We start from the raw sequence: 20634 nt of genomic DNA, 5'->3' as shown, positions 1-20634 counted from the left end.
GCTGGCTGTCGGGGCTGGTCCTGTCCAGAGGGATGGAGGCGGCACGTGGCTGATAAGAACGTGGCGGATGAGGTCGGTGGCTGAGGGGAAAGATCCGGCCGACGACGAACCTCTGTACGAACCCATTGGCGCCGGAAAAAACCAGTACGACGACGAAGACGACGCCGGGGACAGCCCGTCGCCGGGCGGCGCCCAGGTTTGGTTGCTTGCCGGCAGTGCGTTGGCAACGGCGCTGCAGACTGTCCGCTCTGGCCGCTTCTGGTGGGAGAGCGCCGCCATTCTCGGTGCCTGCTGGTGCGCCGGTACGCTGTTGGTGATCGCCCTGGTCACCGGCGGTGACCTGCCGCCGGATTCCCATGCCTGGGTGTACATGCTCACGGCCGCAATGCTGGTGCTGATGAGCTGCGTACTCGCTGTCCGGTGGGGGTACGTACGGCGCGGCGGTGGCCAGGATCCCGTCGAGGGTGCGGTGGACGGCCCGTTGCTGGACTGGGCGCGCTGCAGTGCCACAGGATTGGTCTTCGCCAGCGTGGCTTTCGTTTTCCTGCTGCTGCTCGCGTTCTGGTCTGAGTCCTCGCCCGCAATTGCCGGGGTGACCTATGTCCTGATGATGCTTGAAGTCTTGGTTTTTGGCGGCATTGGCGCGGGCGCTGCGCGGTGGTTTGAAGGTCAGCAGGGAAGGGTTCTGGCGTGGGGCGTCGCAGCGTTGCTTCTGGTTGGAAATGTGTTGGCGGTGATCGCGCTGCTGCCCAGCGTGAGGGCGTATGAGCCGGTGTTGGTGGCCATCAACATTCAACGGGACGAGTTCGGCACGGTTGTCTCCTATAGGTGTTCGCCGGAGTTCCGTGGCATCTCCGAGGTCTACCACACCGAGCGGATCTTCTGGATGGCAACGAGCAACCCGATGGTGATTCTGGCGCTGATTGCCGGTGAAGCCGAGCCTAAGGAGAACGCCTTGGATTGGCTCCCCGGGGAACTGCAAAACGCAGCGGAAGGAACCCAGGTTCCTTGTGTGGAGGGGCAGGAACAGGAGAAGACAGGCGTCGAAATGCCACTGGCACTGATCGGCGTTGGCACGCAGTCCGGGGCCGCAGGCATTCTGTTGGCAGGTGGCCACCGGGCTGCCCGACGACGGCTCAACCCTGCCGCCTGAACGCGTCCTTTCAGATCACGGCAGACCAGATCGCGGCAGACCAGATCAGGCCAGATCAGGTCAGGGCGTTGCGGCGGCCTTCGAATGCGCGGCCGAGCGTGACCTCGTCGGCGTACTCAAGATCGCCGCCCACGGGCAGGCCGGAGGCCAGCCTGGTTACCACGATGCCGATGGTCTTCAGCATCCGGGCCAGGTAGGTGGCCGTTGCTTCGCCTTCGAGGTTGGGGTCGGTGGCAATGATGACTTCCTGGATGGCGCCGTCGTTCAGCCGGGTCAGGAGTTCCCTGATCCGCAGTTGCTCGGGCCCCACGCCGGCAATGGGGTTGATGGCCCCGCCCAGCACGTGGTAACGGCCGCGGAAGGATCGTGTGCGCTCCACGGCGAGGACATCCTTGGACTCCTCCACCACACAAATGACTGACGGGTCCCGCCGGGGATCGCGGCAGATGTTGCACAATTCCTGCTCGGTGACGTTGCCGCATACCGTGCAGAACTTCACGCGTTCCTTCACCATGGTGATGGCTTCCACGAGTCGCTTCATGTCCTGGGGGTCCGCTTCGAGGATGTGGAAGGCAAGCCGCTGGGCGGACTTGGGACCGACACCGGGAAGCCGTCCGAGCTCGTCAATCAGCTCCTGGACTGCGCCTTCGTACACGTTTTCCTCTTTTGGTTTGGCTTGAATGGTGATTGGAGTTGCGGGAGCACGGGTTGCAGGTGCCTAGAACCTCGAAACGATGGGGCTTCCGTCCGGGGACCGCTCTTCGATGAGCTTTCCGCCCAGAATACGCTCCACGGCGGCGCGTCCGAAGACGCCGGATTCCTCGATGGTTTCATCGTCCGCGCTCGGAATGTCCTGGACGTAGGTGGCGGCGGCAGCCTTGGCTGGAGCCTTGGCGCGCCCGGCCTCGGCTTCGGGGCTGTTGGACAGGCGCTGGTAAAGACTCTGCCGGGCGGCAGCAGCGGACTCGGAGGTTGCCGGTGCCGGTTGCAGGGGCGCGGCTGCCGGAGTAGTCGATGCCATGGCGTACTCGCGGACTTCGGCAGGTTCTGGAACCACCGCTTTCTCCGTGTGGACTGCCGGAGCCGCTGGGACTTGGCCGGTCGGCGCCGGGCTAGGAAACGCCGCGGTTTCCGGTGCAGGGCTTTGTGGTGCGGGTCTTTGTGGTGCGGCTGGTTGCTGCGCAGCTACGCCGGACGTTGCGGCGCCAGCCACGGGCGGCAAGCCCCAACTGGCGTCGGCCTCGGACTGGCTAACGACAGGTGACTTCTGAGGCATCTGAGCGGTGGCCGGCTCGTAGCTGGGGGCGGGAGCGGCGCTGGCGGCCTCTTCAGGGACGGGCGTTTTCAGGCTTTTGCCAACATTGGGTTCGGTACCAACAACCCATACGCCCGGAGCCTGCTCGACGGCGCGGCCCCACGGATCCAGTGCCGCATCGGGCTGCGACGGAGCGGCAGAGGTCCTGGCCGTTGGGGAAGTTATTGATGCTGCAGCCTTTGAGGACCTTCGAGCAGACCGCTTGGCGGGTGCTGCTGCCGAAGAGCCAGGCTGTGCAGGCGACAGCCGTGACGCAGCAGGAGCCGATGGATCCCAGTCCATGGGGGGTTCCTCGTCCAGGGACGGAGCATCTTCGTCGCGCGGCGGGCCCCAGTCGTCTTCGGAGTAGGCGTACGGGCCGGCAGGGACATCAGAGTCAGCCGGCTCGGACTGACCCTGGGCGGCTGGTACCTGGGCAGACTCGGTGGCTGCCGGGGCGCTGACGGCGCCGGTGTGCCGGACAGGAGCCGCCGGGGCCGCTGGGACTGTGGAAGGTGCATAAGCGGCAGGGGGCGCAGCAGGGGCAGGAAGTACGGCCGGTTCAGGAGCACGCGTCGCGGGGGAGGGGGCAAGAGAAGGTGCGGGCGCGGTGGCAGGGGCGGCAGGGGTGGAAACAGCGGTGGCAGGGGCCAGGCCCCACGCGGCATCGGCTGAACTGGCCGGAGCTTCCGGGCTAGCGGGTGCTTTTGGGTTTGGCTCAGCGCTCGCTGAACTGTTGGCGGCGCCACCGGCGACTGCGGTGATCTGGCAGTCGATGCCTACCGTCTTGTGGATCGCCTGCCGCAGGTTCTCAGCGTGGTCAGCCCGGCCAAAGGCGCTGGCCAACCCCGTGGTGCTGAAGGAAAGCGTCAGGACCTGGCCGTCGAAGGCACCTACCTGGGAGTTCGGCTCAACCAGGGCCCACGTGCTGCGTTTGATCTTGGAGAGCGTCTGCAGAACTTCCGGCCAGGCACGGCGCAGGACTTCAACATCCCCGGTCACTGCCGCAACGGTGGCGGCGGCAGGGGCAGGGGCAGGCGCAGCCGGGGCAGGAACCGCGACGTCGTCTGTGTTTGCCGGCGGGGTGGCTGGCGGAACTTCGCGGGTGGCGTCTTGCCTGGTCTCCCGGTTGGGCTGACCGGTTGCCTGCGGCGTGGAAGCGGGCCGCCCGCCTGTGGACTCGTCAACCGGCCAGTCGTTGGTGCTGACCCTGGGCGGCGTCAGCGACGGCCTGGCCTCTTCGGCTCCGACGGCCTGTGGCCGGGCAGGCTCGGGACCGGCAGCGGCGGGTGCCGACGGCTGCTGTGCGGCAACCGGCGCCGCCGCACGTTCCGGTGCCGCGGCTGGCACTGGAGCAACCGCGCCCGCCGGAGCGGGAGCACCGACGTCGTTCCCTGCGTAGTTCAGGCGCCGCTCCACGCGGTCGATCCGGGCAGCGATGCCGCGTTCGGTCTGTTCCGAACTGGGGAGCAGGATGCGGGCGCAAAGCAGCTCGAGGTGCAGCCGGGGGGACGTGGCGCCGGTCATCTCGGACAGCGCCGTGTTGGTGACATCGGCTGCGCGGGAGAGTTCGGAGGCCCCGAGGTTGTGCGCCTGGTTCTGGAGCCGGGCGATCTGGTCCGCCGGCATGCCGCGGAGGATAACCTGGGCGCTTTCGGGCATGGCCTGGACAATGATGAGATCGCGGAAGCGTTCCAGCAGGTCCTCGACGAAGCGGCGGGGATCGTGGCCGGTCTGCACCACGCGGTCCACAGCCCGGAAAACGGTGGCGGCATCTGAGGCGGCCACAGCTTCCACCACGTCATCCAGCAGCGATGCGTGCGTGTAGCCGAGCAGGGCAACGGCCAGCTCGTAATTGAGGCCGGTGGGTCCGGCGCCGGCCATCAGCTGGTCCAGCACAGACAGGGAATCTCGGACTGAGCCGCCGCCGGCCCGGACCACCAGGGACAAAACGCCGGGTGCCACGGGAACGTTTTCCTGGTTGCAGAGCAGTTCCAGGTACGCCATCAGCGGCTCCGGCGGGACAAGCCGGAAAGGGTAGTGGTGCGTGCGGGAGCGGATGGTGCCGATGACCTTGTCCGGCTCCGTCGTGGCGAAGATGAACTTGATGTGCTCCGGCGGCTCTTCAACGATTTTCAGCAGGGCGTTGAAGCCGGCGGAGGTGACCATGTGGGCCTCATCGATGATGAAAATCTTGTAACGGTCGCGGACCGGAGCGTACGTTGCGCGTTCGCGGAGGTCGCGGGCGTCGTCCACGCCACCGTGGCTGGCTGCGTCGATCTCGATGACGTCCAGGGAGCCTGAGCCGCCGCGTGCCAGTTCAATGCAGCTGGGGCACGTCCCGCAGGGAGTATCTGTAGGGCCTTGGGCGCAGTTGAGGCAGCGGGCCAGGATGCGGGCGGAGGTGGTCTTTCCGCAACCGCGGGGGCCGGAGAAGAGATAGGCGTGATTGACGCGGTTTTTCCGCAGCGCCGTCATCAGCGGCTCCGTGACGTGTTCCTGCCCGATAACGTCAGCGAAAGAGTCCGGGCGGTACCTGCGGTAAAGGGCGGTGGTAGTAACAGTCACGAGAAGACCCTACCAATCCGGGCTGACATTCTGCCGCCCTGTGGGGGAATAGTAAAGACCCCCCATGCACCCGCCAGAGCCCGCTTACCCTTGCTACCTTCCGGTCCTGGGGGAGTTCAACAGGATGACGCCACATGAGGGGCCGCAGACAAGTTTACCCGAAGATTCGAGAAGGTCTGGACGGCCCGGGCAGCGGCCGGCCAAAGCCCCCTTTGGGGTGCCACCTCGCGGCGCGAATCTCTCGATGAGCTTCCCAAGCCCGCTTGAGCGTTGCGGGCCCGCCCCGCTCAAGCGGGCCAGGACCGCGAAAGCGGTGCAAGGCCTGCAGGCAATCCAGCTAGCGTCGCCAGCCGTCAACCGGCCAGGTCATGAATGCCGGTTCCTCGTACGGGTGCGCCGCGCGGAGGGCCGGCACCACGGCGTCGAGCATCTCTTCTTCCACAACGCACTCCACACGGGTTTCCGGCACGCGCTCGCCCGCACCCACGGCTCCGATGAGCGGCTCGGCGCCAGGCAACGGAGTGAAGCGCCCGGTACCGGAGGACGTGAAGGCGCAGTGGGAATAGTTCCCGATCTTGCCCGCGCCGGCGCCGCCGATTGCCGCGAGCAGCGCCTCCGTGTGGGTATCCGGAACGTAAACCACCAGGGCGTGCAGCTGTGTCATGGCCTCATCCTGCCAAGAAGGCAGGCTTGCCGGCAGCAATTCCATTGCTTATCCGGCGGATAGGGCCGATCATGGATATGTACACCGATTGGGGCAATCTCAAGATTGTGAGCTGCGGGGCCTGGCTGGAGGGCCGGACCCGGCAGCTCAACGGCGTATCGGAGGAATGGGCGCATTGGGGGCGTCCATTTTTACGTTAAGCAGCCAGATGGGGTCCGGGTTGCGCGCCCGCGGTAATAGCCCGAAGGGCCAATTGGGCGATGCCGGAAAGTTCAGGTATTCTAGTATCTGCTTTTGATTCGAAAGCAGCTGGAGAATTCGCCTAGCGGCCTATGGCGCACGCCTGGAACGCGTGTTGGGTTAACGCCCTCGGGGGTTCAAATCCCCCATTCTCCGCCAGCAAAAACCCGGTTCTGACCTCGTCAGGGCCGGGTTTTTTGCTTTGCTCCAGCCAGTCGCTGACCGGCGACTGGAGCCCAGCTGCCCAGCCCAGCTTCCCGGCTCAGCTTCTCCGGTCAGCTGTCCGGGTCAGCGGCCCGCATAGCCGAGGCGGCGGAGGCGTTTCCGGGCCGCCTGCTCGCTGGGTCCAGGCCCGCGTCCAAGGGCAAGATGTACGACACCGAGAGTCGCCTTCGTCGCCAGCCTGACGGGGAGCGGGAAGGGCCCCAGCCGGGGGACCTGGAGCCCCAGCATCAGGCGGTACTTCGGTTCCAGGCTGTAGACGGCGCCGGCGAAGATGATCCGGTAGCCAGGACGCAGCAACGGGTGCAGCGGCGGGTTGCGGATGAACTCGACGGTCTCGGCAACCCTGCTGTCCGCGACCAGCTCACCGTTGTTATACCAGCGGTCCAGTTGCTCCCGCATTTCGGCCTCGCTGAGGGGTGGATCCCCTATGCCCATCAGCCGCCCGGCCTGGGCCCACTCGCGCACATAGGCGTCCGGTCCGCCGGGGATCGCGGCACCCCAGATTTTGTGGGCCGCGAGGAAGGCGTCCACGAACGCGATGTGGACCCAGCGGGCGAGTTCCGGATCGTTGGCCGAGTAGCTCCGCGCGCCGCCGTGCCCGTCACCGTAATTACCCTGAACAGGCTCGTGCAGGCGACGGACCCTGGCGGAAGCCTCGTCTGCGGCGGCCTTCGGGCCATAGGTGACAGTGAAGATCCAGCGGATGGTCCGGGCCAGCCGGCTCAGCGGATCTGCGCGGAAGTCGGAGTGCTCGTGGATTCCCGCCAGCGCTCCCGGATGCAAGGCCTGCATCAGGAGCGCGCGGACTCCGGCCACAATGGTGGTCATGGAGCCGTGCACCGCCCAGACGGCCGAGCCGGGCAGGTGATAGCCGGCGTCGTCCCCCTCGGCCAGCCGCGGAACCCACGCGGGCGGGCCGTCCGTGCTGCCGGTGAATACCCGCTTGATTTCGCCCTGCCATTCCCTGAGGAAATTTCGCATGCCACCATTGTCTCCCAGAGCCCGGCGGGCATGTTTCGACGCGGATCCACATAATATCCGCAGCCGTACCTGCGCGGGGTTCACATCCACGGGGCTTTGTGGTCCCATGAAATGGTAAAGTCCGTCTGGATCCGGGGTCTGGCGGGCCAACCCGGAGTAGCGAGTGGGCAATCATTGGGGATCCGGCCGGGCGAAGGCGCCTGCGGGCGGCTGCGTCATGGCTGTGCGCGTCCTGGCCGCCAGTGCCGTTGTTGCCGCGTCCCTCTTCGCCGTCGGATTCCCTGGAACGCCCCCCATTGAACACCGCCCGGCAGCGCCGGTCGGTGCCGGGCACGTTGGCCTGCCTGGGCTGGCCGGTGCTTTCCTGACAGACAGCCGGGCCTTGGTTCCGTTCAACCGCACACTGGTCAGCACCATCGCCAAGGGCGGGAGCGCTCCGCTCAATGTGGCCTCGGCCGGGCTCAGGCGCCCGCCGGAGGGGTCCCTCATGGCGCCCCTTGAACTCCTCGTCTCAAGCTCTCCTTTCGGGTTTCGGGTCAGCCCGATCACCGGTGCGGGCGGCGACTTCCACCTGGGCCAGGACTTCGCTGCAGGCTGCGGCACCAGGGTTTATTCGGCCGACGCCGGCGTGGTCAGGGCCGCCGGCTGGCACCCCTGGGGCGGCGGGAACCGCGTGGAGATAGACCACGGCAACGGGCTGATCACCACGTACAACCACCTGGAGGCTGTCGCCGTCCGGGCGGGGGATTCCGTGCAGGTGGGGCAGATTATTGCCCGGGTCGGCACCACGGGATGGTCCACGGGCTGCCATCTGCATTTCGAAACCATCCTCCACGGCAAGCACACCAGCCCGCTGAACTGGACACTCCTCCCTATTCGTCAAGTGGACAAGCTCTCGGACATAGCCATGGTCAGCTATGACGCCAAGCCCGCAGCTGACGGCGCGCAACGCTGGGCCATCCCGGTCGCCGAGGACAACAGCCACACCGTCCTCGGCGGCGAAGAGGAGCTGTCCGAGGCGCCGCCAGTGGAACCACCGGCGACCACGCCGAAACCGCATGATGCGGCACTGGCGGAAGGCCCGTCGTCGGAAGCTACGTCGTCTAAAGCCGCGTCGCCGGACCCCACGGCGTCGGAAACTGCAACAGCAACAGCAACAGCAACAGCAACAGCAACAGCAACAGCAACAACAGCAACAGCAACAGCAACAGCAACAGCAACAACAGCAACAGCAACAGCAACCGAAACGGCGACGGAAACAGCCAGTTCGTCGGCGTCAGCCTCCACGACGTCTTCCTCGCCCGGGACGACGCCATCGCCGACGGGAACCTCAAGCGCTACGCCGACGACGACGTCCCCCACCCCCACGGGCACGTCGCCTGCTCCGACGACGAGCGAATCCCCGTCTCCAACGACCACTGTCTCCAGGTAGCGGCCGTTCAGGCCTAGCACCAGCGCGACGCCCACAGACACCGAAACCTGGTCCGACACTGCGAGACGCTGACGGCAAACTCCCAGACTGCACCCGTACCCTTGATGGTTGGCAACGAATCACCTGCATGACCAACCTTTCAAGGACGGCGCTGTGACAGATCTGTACACCATTCCCCTCACCCTCAACGACGCCACCGAAACCGATTTTGGCCGGTTCAAAGGCAACGTGGTGATGGTGGTGAACGTGGCGTCAAAGTGCGGGTTCACTCCTCAGTACGGGGGCCTGGAGACGCTGTACGAGAAGTTCCGCGACCGTGGCTTCGACGTGCTCGGAGTTCCGTGCAACCAATTCGCCGGCCAGGAGCCAGGCAACGACAGCGAGATCGCCGAGTTCTGCGAGCGGAATTTTGGTGTCACCTTCGCGCTGACGGCCAAGGCCAACGTGCGTGGCAGGGATCAGCATCCGCTCTATGCGGAGCTGACCAGGTTCAAAACCAGTGTGCTGCCCGGCCTGGTGAAATGGAACTTCGAGAAGTTCCTGGTCAACCGCAAGGGTGAGGTGGTGGCACGCTTCGCGCCCACCGTTGAACCGGACTCCGCGGAGGTTATCGATGCCATCGAAATGGCACTGGCCGAATTTGACGGCCCTGCGCCCACAACCGGACTTTCCAGGCCTTAATTCTTTAGTTTTTTCCAACTTGGCCGCAACAATTTACCCACAGTTTGCCAATTGTCTGATTGGATAATAGTTACTGAAGGGTAGAAGGGAAACGCCGTTTCCCACCAACCACAGAGGCAGCAATGAAGCACATCGAGGCCGAACACCCTGGGCCACGCCACTTCCTTCTCCACCTGAGCGACCCCCACCTGTTGGGAGGTCCGGATGCCCTTTACGGCACAGTTGACAGCGAAGCCAAGCTCATTCAGCTTTTCGACGAAGTCAGGGCTTCCGGCGCGCGGCCCGAGGCCGTGATCTTCACGGGCGACCTCGCCGACCAAGGCGACCCCCAAGCCTACGCAAAGCTCCGGGCAATTGTTGATCCCGCCTGCGAAGACATGGGCGCCCAAGTCATCTGGGCGATGGGCAACCACGACAACCGCGCCAACTTCCGGACCGGGCTGCTGGACGAGCCGGCGAGCGATGCACCGGTGGATCGAAGCTACTTCATCAATGGCCTGCGCATCATCACCATGGACACCTCGGTCCCGGGCTACCACCACGGCGAGCTAAGCCCGTCACAGCTGGGGTGGCTTACCCGCCAGCTGGATACCCCTGCCCCCGACGGCACCATCCTGGCGCTCCACCATCCGCCGGTCCCGTCGATCCTGGACCTTGCAGTGCTCGTGGAACTGCGGGATCAGGCCAGCCTGGCTTCGGTGGTCCGCAACTCCGACGTCCGGACCATTCTTGCCGGGCATCTGCACTACTCGACCACCGCCACGTTTGCGGGGATTCCTGTCTCTGTTGCCTCGGCGACGTGCTACACCCAGGACCTCAACGTTGCCGTCGGCGGTACCCGCGGCCGGGACGGCGGGCAGGCCTTCAACCTGGTGCACGTCTATGAGCACACCATTGTCCACTCCGTGGTTCCGCTGGGGAACGCGGCCACCGTAGGGGAGCATGTCACCTCGGAAATGACGGCCGAGCGACTGGCCGCCGCGGGCGTCAGCATCCCTGACAGCGCGAAAGCAGGAGGCGTCAGGAAGGTATCCCTTCCGAACTTCGCTGTCTAGCCCTGCTCGGCGGCCGGGCATGAGCCCCCACCGCCTGTGGACCAACGCCAGAGCGCCCGACGTTGGTTCACCCAACCTCAGTGTTCCCAGGGCGCCTTGATGGGATAGTACTTCTCCAGGAAATCGGTCACGATCTCGGCGCGCTCGTCCGCCGGGACCTCGGGGAAGCTGCCGTCGTTGAGGCAAAAGAAGTCCATGTTCCGCTTCGCCAGCAGCTTGGGCAGGTAGTTCAGCCCGGCACGGGCGGTGGTGTCCACGTAACGCACTTTGGCTGCGGTTTGGGTGACCGCGCGGCCTGTGAGCAGCGCGTAGTAGTGGTAGAAGGAATTGGTGACCGAGATGTTGTCGGCGGCGCGGAACCTGCTGCCCGCCGTCTTCTGGAACTCCTCCGGGAACTCACGCTCCATCCTGGCCACAACGCTGCGCCGCAGCGGGGCAGCGGTGTGCTCGAGGTGCCGCGTGGTGATCCTCCCGAAGCGGTTCCAGAGCAGCTTGCGGTTGACTCGGGCGGCGTTCTCGAAGCCACTGCGCTCGGCATCGTTATCGCCCAGCCCGATCCGGGTCTCGGCCTCGATGAACTTGGTGACGCCACCCGGCGTGAAGAACATGTCCGGGCCCACAGGCCGGCCGAAGAACATGTCGTCATTCGAGTAAAGGAAGTGCTCGGAGAGGCCCTCGATGTTGTGGAGCTGGCATTCAACGGCCTGTGAATTGTGCGTGGGCAGCACTGTGGGATCGGCGAAAAATTCCTCGCTGCGGACGATGGTCACCGACGGGTGATCGGCGAGCCACTCCGGGGCGGGGGAGTCCGTGGCGATAAAGATGCGGCGGATCCAGGGCGCGAACATGTATACCGAGCGCAGAGCGTATTTGAGTTCGTTGATCTGCCGGAAGCGGGCTTCGTTGTCGTCGCCTTCGCCGAGAACCACACCCTTCTGCTGGGCGCGGCGGGCCGCGATGTAATCGGGCGAGCTGCCGTCCACCCAGGAGAAGACCAGATCGATGTCGAAGCTGATGTCGCTGGCGTGATCTGCGAACATGTTCTCGATGGTGGGCCAGGTGTGCCCGTACCGTTCAACCGTCCCGCGGACAGCGTCCTGGGACTGCATGGTGCGGCGGGTCAGGGAGTTTTCGATCGGGAGGATCAGCTGGTCGCCCTCAAAGCTCCAGAGCTCAATCTGGACGCCGGCGGAGGAACCGAACTCGAAACCGCCGTCGGGCTCAACCCGTGGACGGTAGAGGCGGAAGATGCGGGCCTGGCGGTTGGGGGATAGGTCCCCGTCGGCCACCAGCACGGAGGATTTCTTTTTCGCGTCCACGGTCATGGAGTAGACGGGCTCGTTGCGGCAGGCCTCCACCAAGGCTGCCCGCAGCTTCTTGCGGTCCTTCCAGTCCAGGGCGATGACCGGACGGTCGTTGTTGCCCCGGACCAGCAGGTAGTCCAGGCTTTCGCCCGCGAGGACACCACGCAGGAACAACAGGTCCTCAACCATGGCCTGGAACGGCGTCCGGTTGTGGTTGATCAGGGCATACCTGCCCTTGTGTCGGACCACGTCAGGCCGGTGTTTGAGCCGCGCCTCAGCCGCCGGAGATGTCACCTCGGCGTGGGTGCGCGGTTCTACGGACGCCTGGCCGCCGTAGTAGATCTCGTCCTGGACAGGTGCTTCTGTAATGGTTGTCTCCGTCGCGGGTAAATGGTAAGCGTTCTTACCTGAATAATAGCGCGACACCCCAAAATGGCAGGCCCCAAACGGGCGCCGCCAGCCGGGAACGTGCTCAGCTGGCCATTGCCTCCCGCCAGCTGCGCAGGAAAGCTCCGCCGGCGTCGTCGTGAATGACATCTTCCCCGAGCCCCAGATCGGTGGCCGTCAACACGTCATAGGGTTTGACCGGAACGCCGTCCGCCGGGCGGACATCAACGTGCTTCACGGAATGGTCATTATGGTGCAGCCAGTCCGCCATCGCGTAGTCCGTGCGGGAATCACCCACGGTCCGCCAGGCCTGCGGCGTGATGCCCTGCGCTGCCAGCAACTCCACCGCGCGGCTGGCGCCGAGGTCCTTGCCCAGCCGCACCGACTCAATATCGGTGGAAATGATGGTGGGATCGACGCGGTAGTCCACATCGTCGTCGGAATTCGGTGCGTGGTGCTCCAGCCGGACCACGCCCATGCCGTGGCGGATCATCAGGTCCATGGCATCGGAGTCGAAAAGCTTCTGCTCGGCCAGGTAATCGGCGGAGGGCACCTCGATGTGCTGCTCAACGGACACCATGGCGCGCTTCGTCTCGTCAAAAAACATGTGCTTGGCGTAGTCCTCGGCCACGAGCCGGCGGATGTCATCGCCGTAAGCTTTGGGCATGGCAAGGTCGTGATCAACGTGGATGGGGCCGGGCCCGGCAGCGGTGTAGCTGAACCACACGGCGCCCTTCTCGCAAATGGCGTGGATGACCGTCCCAGCGGGAATACCGGCGGCGATCATCGGTGCCATGACCTGCTCCCGGATGAAGGCATCGGAGCGGCCGGTATTGAAAACAACTGGAATCCCGGCGCTGGCCAGCGCCACGAGATCGGCAATGATGCCCGGTTTCACGTCGCGGGTCACGGGGCTGGCCACGGGTCCGTCGACGTCGAGCAGGAGGGCCAGGGGAGGGGTGGACGGCAGGCGGACGCCGGGCGTGGTGCCGGCAGGAAATTCGGGTGCAGTCATGGCTCCATTGTGTCAGCCGGAGGCCCCCGGTCCTGCGCCGGCGGTGCAATGTCCGCTGCATGTGACAGTTTGGCTACAACCTTGGGATGCTGCGGGCCGGACACTTCTCTTGGGGCGCCAAGCTGCCTAGGGTGGCATGGTGATATTCAAAGCTGTAGGCGAGGGACGCCCGTATCCCGATCATGGTTTCAACACGCCCAAACAGTGGGCATCGCTGCCGCCGCGCCCTGTCCGTCTGGACGAACTGGTGACCACCAAGCGGACGCTGGACCTGGAAGCGCTCCTGGCTGAAGATTCCACCTTTTTCGGCGACCTCTTTCCCCACGTGGTGCAGTACCAGGGAATCCTGTACCTGGAGGACGGCCTGCACCGCGCCGTCCGGACAGCCCTGCACCAGCGGACCGCCATCCACGCCCGCGTGCTGGTCATAGATGGCTAGGAAGCCCAGGGACGCCAGCGTCCTGCACGGGCACCACGTAGTCACCGGCCCCGAACTGCGGGCCACCTTTGAAGCTGCCGGCGACCCCGACAATCCGGGGCGGCTGCGACGCCGAGTGGTGCATGGAGTGGTCCTGGTGTTGCTGCTGGGCCTCATTACCGGCGCCATCATCGTTGCGCTGGCCATCATGAACGGGCATCTTAAGCTTCCGACGACGGCGGGCAGCGATGAGCCCCGGGCCACCTGTCCCGGGGCCACCTTTGACTACACTCCCAACGATAAAATCAACCTCAACGTCTACAACTCCACCAGCCGTCCCGGGCTGGCCCGCTCCGTGGCGGATGAGCTGCTGGTCCGGAAATTTGTGGTGGGGGCCGTGGCCAACACGGAGGCCGGCTTCCGCGGCGTGGCTGCGGTGGTGTCCGGGGCTGCCGGGCAGTCTGCCGCCTTCAGCGTCCAGCGGAACCTGCCGGGCTCCGACTACTTCCAGGATGGCCGGACGGACGCCAGTGTCGACGTCATACTTGCCAGCGACTACCGGGAGCTCGCCGCCGCGGACCGCGTGGACCAGACGCCGGGGAAGCTCAGCTGCCCGCGTGAAAGCCGAAGGATCGCCGACGATGCCAAGTGGCCGGTTATTCCGACGGCCGGCCCGTGACCTGTTGCCGTTGCTCTATCACGCTGGTCGCTAAACAAGGCGGATGACGACCGTAGGTGTTAGAGCAACCCAGGGGTTTACGGCAAGGGGAGGCTGACGCGCAGGGGTGCGCCGTCGTGGTCGAACCTTGCTCCGGCGCCCAGTTGGATGAACCGCACGGTGCGGGCGACCCGGGCCTCAAGGTCGGCGGGCTCGTTGCTGCCGCGTGCGGCGCTGGAGGAGAGTGTGCCGTGGATGAGCTGAGCCTGCTGGCCGATGTCCGCTTGCGGCAGGTACCCCTGCGCCATGCCGTCCCGGAGGATGCCCTGCAGCAAAACGCTGAGTTCACCCACGTGGCCGGCCAGTTTGGCAAAGGACGACGGCGACAGTACCGCCGCCATCGCCGGTCCGGGCGGGAGGTGGCGGCGGCTGAGGTCCTCCACCTGGGTGCGCACGTACAGGGCCAACCGTTCGACGGGGTTCTCGAGAGTGTTCAGTGACTCACGCAGCTCGGCCAGGAACCGCTCGGTCTCATCCAGGGCGTAGGAGATCAGCAGCTCTTCGATGTCTGCGTAATAGTTATAGACCGCGGTGCGCCCCACCCCGGCATGCCGGGCGACGTCTGTCATGGTCAGTCCGGGCAGGCCGTGGGTGAACAGGAGTTCCCCGAACGCCGTCAGGACCCGGCGTTGCGTCTCGGCACGTTGCGCGGCATTGTTGGCCGCCGAAATCCTGGGCATGCAGACACTTTACCGCGAAGTGTCAGTAAACTCCTCGGTCCGGCCCCTGTGTAGTCCTGGATCGTTCAGACCGCGCAGCCTTCAGGGCCGCAGGCCTCGCCGGCGTTGCCGTTCGCGGCGTTGACCAGAACCAGCGGGTTTGTCTCCTGCCAGGCCTGGTGCAGCGCCGCAGTGAACGTTTCGGCCGGCTGGGCACCAGAGAGGCCGAACTTGCGGTCAATCACGAAGAACGGCACGCCCGTGATGCCCAGGGCACGGGCTTCCTCGAAATCAAAACGGACATCGTCGGCGTATTTGTCCGTGGTGAAGAGTTCGGCGACTGCATCGGTGCTGAGCCCCAGCTCCTGGCCCAAAGCCGTGAGATATTCGGCGCTGCCGATGTCCTTGCCGTGCTCGAAGTGGTCGCTCAGCAGGCGTTCCTTCGCGACATCCTGCTGACCGCGCTCGGCCGCGAGATGGATCAGGCGGTGTGCGGTGAAGCTGTTGGCCACCACCACCTGGTCGAACCGGTAGTCCAGGCCCTCGCCCTTGGCCTGCTCGGTGACGTGCTCAAACATCTGCGAGACCTGCGCCGGAGCCATGCCCTTTCGCGTGCTCAGGTACTTCAGCTCCGTGCCGTCATAGTGCTCGGGGAGGGTGGGGTCCAGCTGGTAGCTGCGCCACGTCACCTCCACCGCGTCGCGGTGCGGGAACTCGGCCAGGGCGGCCTCGAACCGGCGCTTGCCGATGTAGCACCACGGACACGCGACGTCTGACCAGATCTCAATCTTCATGCTTGCCATAACTGTGCAGGTCAGGCGCCCATTCCCCGCGGGCAGTGTCGGATTTGTCACACAGGGGCTTGAAATGGGGCCCTCGCGGGGCGATAGTCGGAACTACGGGTTAAGCAGAGGCCGTTCGGAATACACCATCGCCAGGTCTGGGGGCGTGGCATGTGATCCTCGCGGAGGACAATCATGCGGATAGGACTTGTTGCAGCACCATGGATTCCGGTTCCCCCAATCGGATATGGGGGCATAGAGAGGGTTGTTGACTCTCTTGCGCGGGGATTCATCGCGGCCGGGCACGAGGTGTTGTTGGCCGCGGCTTCGGACAGCACGTGTCCGGCATCCCTGGTACCAGGCATGAGGCCTTCAAGACCTGCTGAACTGGGGTTCACGCTGTCTGAGCTCAGCCATGTCGTCAGGGCCTATGAAGGCCTGGGCAACGCGGACATCATCCACGACCACACCCTGGCCGGGCCACTGATGGCCCGGCGGAAGTGCAACGCCCCCGTGGTGACCACCATTCACGGCCCCCTCATCCCGGCGTCGGCCGATTTATACCGGGCCATGGCCACCGACACGGCCATCGTCGGGATCTCACGTGACCAGGCCTCCAGCATGCCCGATGTCCCGATAACACGCGTGATTCATCACGGAATGGACGTCGCTGCCGTACCGATCGGTTCAGGGAAAGGCGGCTACGCCTGTTTTGTCGGCAGGATTTGCCCGGACAAAGGGATCCTTGAAGCCATCCATATCGCCCGCAGGGCCGGAATTCCGCTGCGTATTGCGGCCAAGATGCGCGCGCCTGACGAGATCGAGTATTTCCGCTCCGTCATCGAGCCGCTCCTGGGCTCCAACGAGGATTTCCTGGGCGAAGTGGGGGACGCGGACAAGTATCAGCTTATGGGCGAAGCGATGGCGTTCCTGAATCCCATCCAATGGTCCGAGCCGTTTGGGCTGGTGATGATTGAATCCCTCTCAACAGGCACTCCAGTGGTGGGAACGCCGATCGGATCCGCACCGGAGATTGTGGACCATGGAAGGACAGGTTACCTGGGGCCGACGGATCAACTGCACACCCTGCTTCCCCTCGCCTCAGGGCTGGACAGGGCACACTGCCGGGACCGGGCCCTCAATCTGTTCAGCACCGAAAGGATGGTGGGCAGCCACCTGGACCTCTATGCAAAACTGCTGGAAACGAGTCAGCTTTCCGGGGTTCCGGATGCTTCCCATGTAGGCCAGAATCAGACAGGGAAAGCACTTATCCGGGCGCCGGAACCGGGCCCGATCTCCAGCGGGCGGTCATGAGGGAGGAGAACATCCATGACTGCATGGAATGCCGACACCGAGGCTGATGTTGGCGGGGCTGAGGCCATAACGGTGGTGGAAGGGTCTTCCTTCTGTATCTCCACCCGGAGCGGCGACATCAGTTCCGACGGTGAAACGAACGGCGCGTTTTACCGGGACACCCGGATTGTGTCCCGGTGGATGCTGCGCATCAACGGCGCGCTCCGCGAGCCACTGGTGGCTCAACGGCCGAATTCCTACGAGGCCACGTTCGTGGGCCGCGCCCAGTGGCCCGGCGGCAGGTTCGACAGTCCCCTGGTGGTCCGCCAGGTCCGTCATATCGGACCCGGCCTGCAGGATGACATCACCCTCGAAAACTATTCCGCCGAAGCCGTGGAGTGCGATATCGAACTGTTGGTTGACGCCGACCAGGCCGACCTCTTCGACGTCAAGGGCGGGCGGATTCCGCAGGGCGGGCGGGTGAGCCGAACGGTCAGCGACGGAGGGCTGCTGATCGAGGCCCTCCGTAACGGCCAGCAGCGCGGCTCCGCCATCCGCGCCGCCGGCGCCGAAATCTCCACCGGGATGCTTCGCTTCCACGCGACCATTCCGGCGCGCGGCGAGTGGTCCACCAGCGTGATTGTGGTCCCGCTCGTCAACGGTGTGGGACCCGCGGCGCCGTTCACGGAAGAGGGGCAACCGCGCGGACGCGTCGGCGTTCAGCGGCACTTGGCATGGGAAGAACATATTCCCCGCATCAGCGCCGCGGACGGCAAGATCGAGGCCACCCTGCGCCGCAGCCAAAGCGACCTGGGGTCCCTGCGGATTTTCGACGCCGAGCACCCGGACCGTGCGGCCGTGGCCGCGGGGGCGCCCTGGTTCATGGCACTCTTTGGCCGGGATTCGCTGCTGTCCTCCTACATGTCCCTGCTTGTTGATCCCACGTTGGCGGCCGGAACGCTGCAGACGCTGGCAACCCTTCAGGGCACGAAGGTGGATCCGGAATCCGAGGAAGAGCCAGGCCGCATCCCGCACGAGGTTCGGCTGGGCGTGACGGCCGGGCTGTCCCTGGGCGGATCCGCCTATTACGGCACCGTGGACGCCACCCCGCTCTTTGTCAGCCTCTTGGGAGAGCTGAGCCGCTGGGGACTGGCGGAAGACATCATCGATTCGCTGATTCCCCATGCCGACCGTGCCCTTGACTGGATTGAAACGTACGGCGACCGCGACGGCGATGGCTTTGTGGAATACCTTCGCCCCAACCAGCACGGTCTCATCAACCAGGGCTGGAAGGACTCCTGGGACGGGATCAACTTTGCCGACGGGCGGATCGCCGAACCGCCCACTGCCCTGTGCGAGGTCCAGGGCTACGTCTACGCCGCCTATGTGGGACGATCCCTGCTGGCCCGCTGGGCCGGGGATGCTGAAACAGAGCGCCACTGGGCCGATCGGGCAATTGCCCTGAAGGAGGCTTTCAACGAGAAGTTCTGGCTGCCGGACAAGGGCTACTTCGCCATCGCGCTGGACAAGGACAAGACCCCCGTTGACGCATGTACTTCAAACATGGGCCACTGCCTGTGGGTGGGCATCGTTGACGAGGAAAAGGCCCCGGCAGTGGCGGAGCGCCTGATGTCCCCCGAACTGTTCAGCGGCTGGGGGATCCGCACGCTGGCTTCGGACATGGGCGCCTACAACCCCGTCAGCTATCACAACGGATCGGTGTGGCCGCACGATACGGCGATCGTGGCCACAGGGCTGATGCGCTATGGATTTGTTGATGAGGCCATGGAAATCGCCAGCGGGATCCTGGACGCCGCCGAACACTTCGACGGCCGGTTGCCGGAGCTGTTCTGCGGGTTTGATCGGTCCGACTTCCACGGCCCCGTCCCGTACCCCACGGCATGCTCGCCCCAGGCCTGGGCCGCTGCAGCTCCCATTCAACTTGCCCGGATCCTGCTGCGCTTCGATCCGGACTTCACGCGCAACGTGGTCCATCTGGCACCGATCCTCCCGGAGGAAATCGGGGACTTCAGGGCCGAGAACGTCCTGCTGGGGACTTCGCGTGTGGCCATCAGCGCGCGCGGGAGGGAGGGCCGCATCGACGGCCTCCCAGCGCGGCTGAAGCTGCTGAAGGAACCGCGTCCGCCCCTCGACGAACGCCTGGGCGGACGGGCCGGCGACTAGCGGCAGGTTTCCCGGGGGACGCTTAGGGTACGGCACGCTCCAAGACGAAGTCATGCTCCACGGTGCTCCCCAGCCGGAAGGACTTGCTGCCCACCTTGCGGAAGCCGCACTTTTCATAGAAACGGATGGCCCGCGCGTTCTGGCTGTTCACGCCCAGCCACACCCCGGCCGCGCCCGCCTCTGCCGCCGCAAGGAGGCTGGCGTGCATCAGTTCAGCGGCGGCGCCCAGGCCGTGATGGTCGGGGTGGACGTAGCATTTGCTGAGCTCCAGGGAGGGCAGGACCTTCAGCGCCGATGCCACATCCGCGTCCTCCGCCGGCCGGTTCACGAGCAGGCTGTAGCCGTGGAGCGCGACGTCGGCGTCGATGACCACGATGGTGACATCAGCGTCCGCCAGGTACTCCCGGAAGTGCCGTTCGCTGAGCGTGTTGGCCACATGAGCGGCAATGTCCTCCGGTGACGACGAGGGCGGGCAGGCCAGCGGGAAGGTGACTGCCGCCAGTCCGGCGAGCGGGCCGGCGTCGTCCGTTATGGCCTTTCGGATCGTGTGGGTCATGCAGGGATTCTACGTGCGCCTCCTAGTCCTTGGTGCTGAAGGCGGCGTCGAAGGAGGTGTTCGACGGCGGGAAGTCGTACTTTTTCAGTGCTGCGAGGGCTTCGGGGGCGCCGTGGAGGCGGTCCATGCCGGCGTCTTCCCATTCGATGGAGATGGGGCCGTTGTAGCCGATGGCGGCGAGGGCGCGGAAGGAGGATTCCCAAGGGACGTCGCCGCGGCCGGCGGAGACGAAGTCCCAGCCGCGGCGGGGGTCGCCCCAGGGTAGGTGGGAGCCCAGGACGGTGTTCCGGCCGGTGGGGCGGAGCTTGGTGTCCTTGCAGTCCACGTGGTAGATCCGGTCCTTGAAGTCCCAGATGAAGGAGACGGGGTCGATGCCCTGCCACATGAAGTGGGACGGGTCCCAGTTCAGGCCGAACGCTTTACGGTGGCCGATCGCTTCGAGGGTGCGCACGGTGGTCCAGTAGTCGTAGGCGATCTCGGAGGGGTGGACTTCGTGGGCGAAGCGGACGCCGCATTCGTCGAAGACGTCCAGGATGGGGTTCCAGCGGTCCGCGAAGTCCTGGTAGCCGGCCTCGATCACTCCGGCGGGCACGGGCGGGAACATGGCCACGTACTGCCAGATGGAGGAGCCGGTAAATCCGACGACGGTGTCCACACCGAGGGCCTTGGCCAGCCGGGCGGTGTGTTTCATTTCCTCGGCGGCGCGTTGGCGGACGCCCTCGGGATCGCCGTCGCCCCAGACCTTCGCGCCCACGATCGCTTCGTGCCGGAAGTCGATGGGGTCATCGCACACGGCCTGGCCTTTGAGGTGGTTGGAGATGGCCCAGACCTTCAGGTTGTACTTTTCCAGCACGGCGAGCTTGGCTTCGACATAGCCGGGTTCGTCCCAGCGCCAGGCGTCCAGGTGGTCCCCGGAGACGGCGATTTCCAGGCCGTCGTAGCCCCAGCCGGATGCCAGCTTGGCGACTTCCTCGAACGGGAGGTCGGCCCACTGGCCGGTGAACAGGGTATACGGGCGGGACATG

General features: G+C 65.3%; 18 protein-coding genes, 1 tRNA gene and 1 other RNA gene. 9 read left to right on the top strand and 11 right to left on the bottom strand.

The genetic code is table 11. The features are described 5' to 3' along the window. Positions 1-76 precede the first annotated feature (76 nt). The gene (locus tag DAD99_RS05925) at positions 77-1153 is read left to right on the top strand and encodes a hypothetical protein (protein ID WP_193340751.1); all 1077 of its coding nucleotides are present in this window, start codon (positions 77-79) and stop codon (positions 1151-1153) included. Between the two features lie 55 nt (positions 1154-1208). Here the strand turns inward: DAD99_RS05925 and recR are convergent, their stop codons facing one another. The 4 genes from recR to DAD99_RS05905 form a co-directional block, all read right to left on the bottom strand. Beyond that, the gene (recR, locus tag DAD99_RS05920) at positions 1209-1808 is read right to left on the bottom strand and encodes a recombination mediator RecR (RefSeq protein ID WP_056348564.1); all 600 of its coding nucleotides are present in this window, start codon (positions 1806-1808) and stop codon (positions 1209-1211) included. Between the two features lie 63 nt (positions 1809-1871). Continuing rightward, entirely contained in the window at positions 1872-5015 is a 3144-nt protein-coding gene (locus DAD99_RS05915) for a DNA polymerase III subunit gamma and tau (RefSeq protein WP_193340750.1), read from the bottom strand. Between the two features lie 50 nt (positions 5016-5065). Then, positions 5066-5162, bottom strand: an RNA gene (gene ffs / locus DAD99_RS05910) — signal recognition particle sRNA small type. A 190-nt stretch (positions 5163-5352) separates the two neighbouring features. Further along, positions 5353-5679, bottom strand: coding sequence for a hypothetical protein (locus DAD99_RS05905; protein WP_193340749.1), 327 nt, complete (start codon positions 5677-5679; stop codon positions 5353-5355). 311 nt (positions 5680-5990) lie between these two features. On the opposite strand from DAD99_RS05905, the gene DAD99_RS05900 reads away from it, so the two are divergent. Next, positions 5991-6078: transfer RNA gene (locus DAD99_RS05900), tRNA-Ser, on the top strand. A 129-nt stretch (positions 6079-6207) separates the two neighbouring features. Here DAD99_RS05900 and DAD99_RS05895 read toward each other — a convergent pair. Continuing rightward, positions 6208-7125: an oxygenase MpaB family protein gene (locus tag DAD99_RS05895; RefSeq protein WP_193340748.1), complete on the bottom strand. Its 918-nt coding sequence runs from the start codon at positions 7123-7125 to the stop codon at positions 6208-6210. A gap of 163 nt (positions 7126-7288) precedes the next feature. Here DAD99_RS05895 and DAD99_RS05890 point away from each other — a divergent pair, with 163 nt between their 5' ends. From DAD99_RS05890 to DAD99_RS05880, 3 genes are all read left to right on the top strand, one after another. After that, the gene (locus DAD99_RS05890; RefSeq protein WP_309233209.1) at positions 7289-8557 is read left to right on the top strand and encodes a M23 family metallopeptidase; all 1269 of its coding nucleotides are present in this window, start codon (positions 7289-7291) and stop codon (positions 8555-8557) included. A 153-nt stretch (positions 8558-8710) separates the two neighbouring features. Beyond that, a complete protein-coding gene (locus tag DAD99_RS05885; protein ID WP_185262463.1) occupies positions 8711-9238 on the top strand; it encodes a glutathione peroxidase in 528 nt (175 codons plus the stop codon). A 122-nt stretch (positions 9239-9360) separates the two neighbouring features. Then, positions 9361-10293 (top strand): phosphodiesterase, encoded by a 933-nt coding sequence (locus DAD99_RS05880; protein WP_193340747.1) that lies wholly within the window; start codon positions 9361-9363, stop codon positions 10291-10293. 77 nt (positions 10294-10370) lie between these two features. On the opposite strand, the gene DAD99_RS05875 is transcribed toward DAD99_RS05880, so the two are convergent. After that, a complete protein-coding gene (locus DAD99_RS05875; protein WP_193340746.1) occupies positions 10371-12023 on the bottom strand; it encodes a stealth family protein in 1653 nt (550 codons plus the stop codon). 46 nt (positions 12024-12069) lie between these two features. Further along, a complete protein-coding gene (locus DAD99_RS05870; RefSeq protein WP_185262465.1) occupies positions 12070-12999 on the bottom strand; it encodes a hypothetical protein in 930 nt (309 codons plus the stop codon). 139 nt (positions 13000-13138) lie between these two features. On the opposite strand from DAD99_RS05870, the gene DAD99_RS05865 reads away from it, so the two are divergent. After that, complete coding sequence (locus DAD99_RS05865; protein WP_181577293.1) at positions 13139-13438, top strand: type II toxin-antitoxin system VapB family antitoxin; 300 nt, start codon at positions 13139-13141, stop codon at positions 13436-13438. Then, on the top strand, positions 13431-14096 hold the full coding sequence (locus DAD99_RS05860) for a LytR C-terminal domain-containing protein (protein WP_193340745.1): 666 nt from the start codon (positions 13431-13433) through the stop codon (positions 14094-14096). Before DAD99_RS05865 ends, DAD99_RS05860 begins: the two co-directional genes overlap by 8 nt. A 77-nt stretch (positions 14097-14173) precedes the next feature. Here the strand turns inward: DAD99_RS05860 and DAD99_RS05855 are convergent, their stop codons facing one another. Further along, a complete protein-coding gene (locus DAD99_RS05855) occupies positions 14174-14815 on the bottom strand; it encodes a TetR/AcrR family transcriptional regulator (protein WP_185262467.1) in 642 nt (213 codons plus the stop codon). Positions 14816-14880: 65 nt separating this feature from the next. Beyond that, positions 14881-15588 (bottom strand): DsbA family oxidoreductase, encoded by a 708-nt coding sequence (locus tag DAD99_RS05850; RefSeq protein ID WP_193340744.1) that lies wholly within the window; start codon positions 15586-15588, stop codon positions 14881-14883. A 183-nt stretch (positions 15589-15771) separates the two neighbouring features. Here DAD99_RS05850 and DAD99_RS05845 point away from each other — a divergent pair, with 183 nt between their 5' ends. Both DAD99_RS05845 and DAD99_RS05840 read left to right on the top strand, forming a co-directional pair. Then, a complete protein-coding gene (locus DAD99_RS05845; RefSeq protein WP_193340743.1) occupies positions 15772-16890 on the top strand; it encodes a glycosyltransferase family 4 protein in 1119 nt (372 codons plus the stop codon). A gap of 15 nt (positions 16891-16905) precedes the next feature. Further along, a complete protein-coding gene (locus tag DAD99_RS05840) occupies positions 16906-19053 on the top strand; it encodes an amylo-alpha-1,6-glucosidase (protein ID WP_185262470.1) in 2148 nt (715 codons plus the stop codon). 22 nt (positions 19054-19075) lie between these two features. Here the strand turns inward: DAD99_RS05840 and DAD99_RS05835 are convergent, their stop codons facing one another. Beyond that, positions 19076-19609: a GNAT family N-acetyltransferase gene (locus DAD99_RS05835; protein WP_193340742.1), complete on the bottom strand. Its 534-nt coding sequence runs from the start codon at positions 19607-19609 to the stop codon at positions 19076-19078. 22 nt (positions 19610-19631) lie between these two features. Further along, positions 19632-20633: a sugar phosphate isomerase/epimerase gene (locus DAD99_RS05830; RefSeq protein ID WP_193340741.1), complete on the bottom strand. Its 1002-nt coding sequence runs from the start codon at positions 20631-20633 to the stop codon at positions 19632-19634. Position 20634: the final 1 nt, after the last annotated feature.

Source organism: Pseudarthrobacter sp. AB1 (genome assembly GCF_014926485.1).
Taxonomy (GTDB): domain Bacteria; phylum Actinomycetota; class Actinomycetes; order Actinomycetales; family Micrococcaceae; genus Arthrobacter.
The sequence above is the reverse complement of the archived record's forward strand: the minus strand, read 5'-3'. Positions and strand labels throughout refer to the sequence as shown.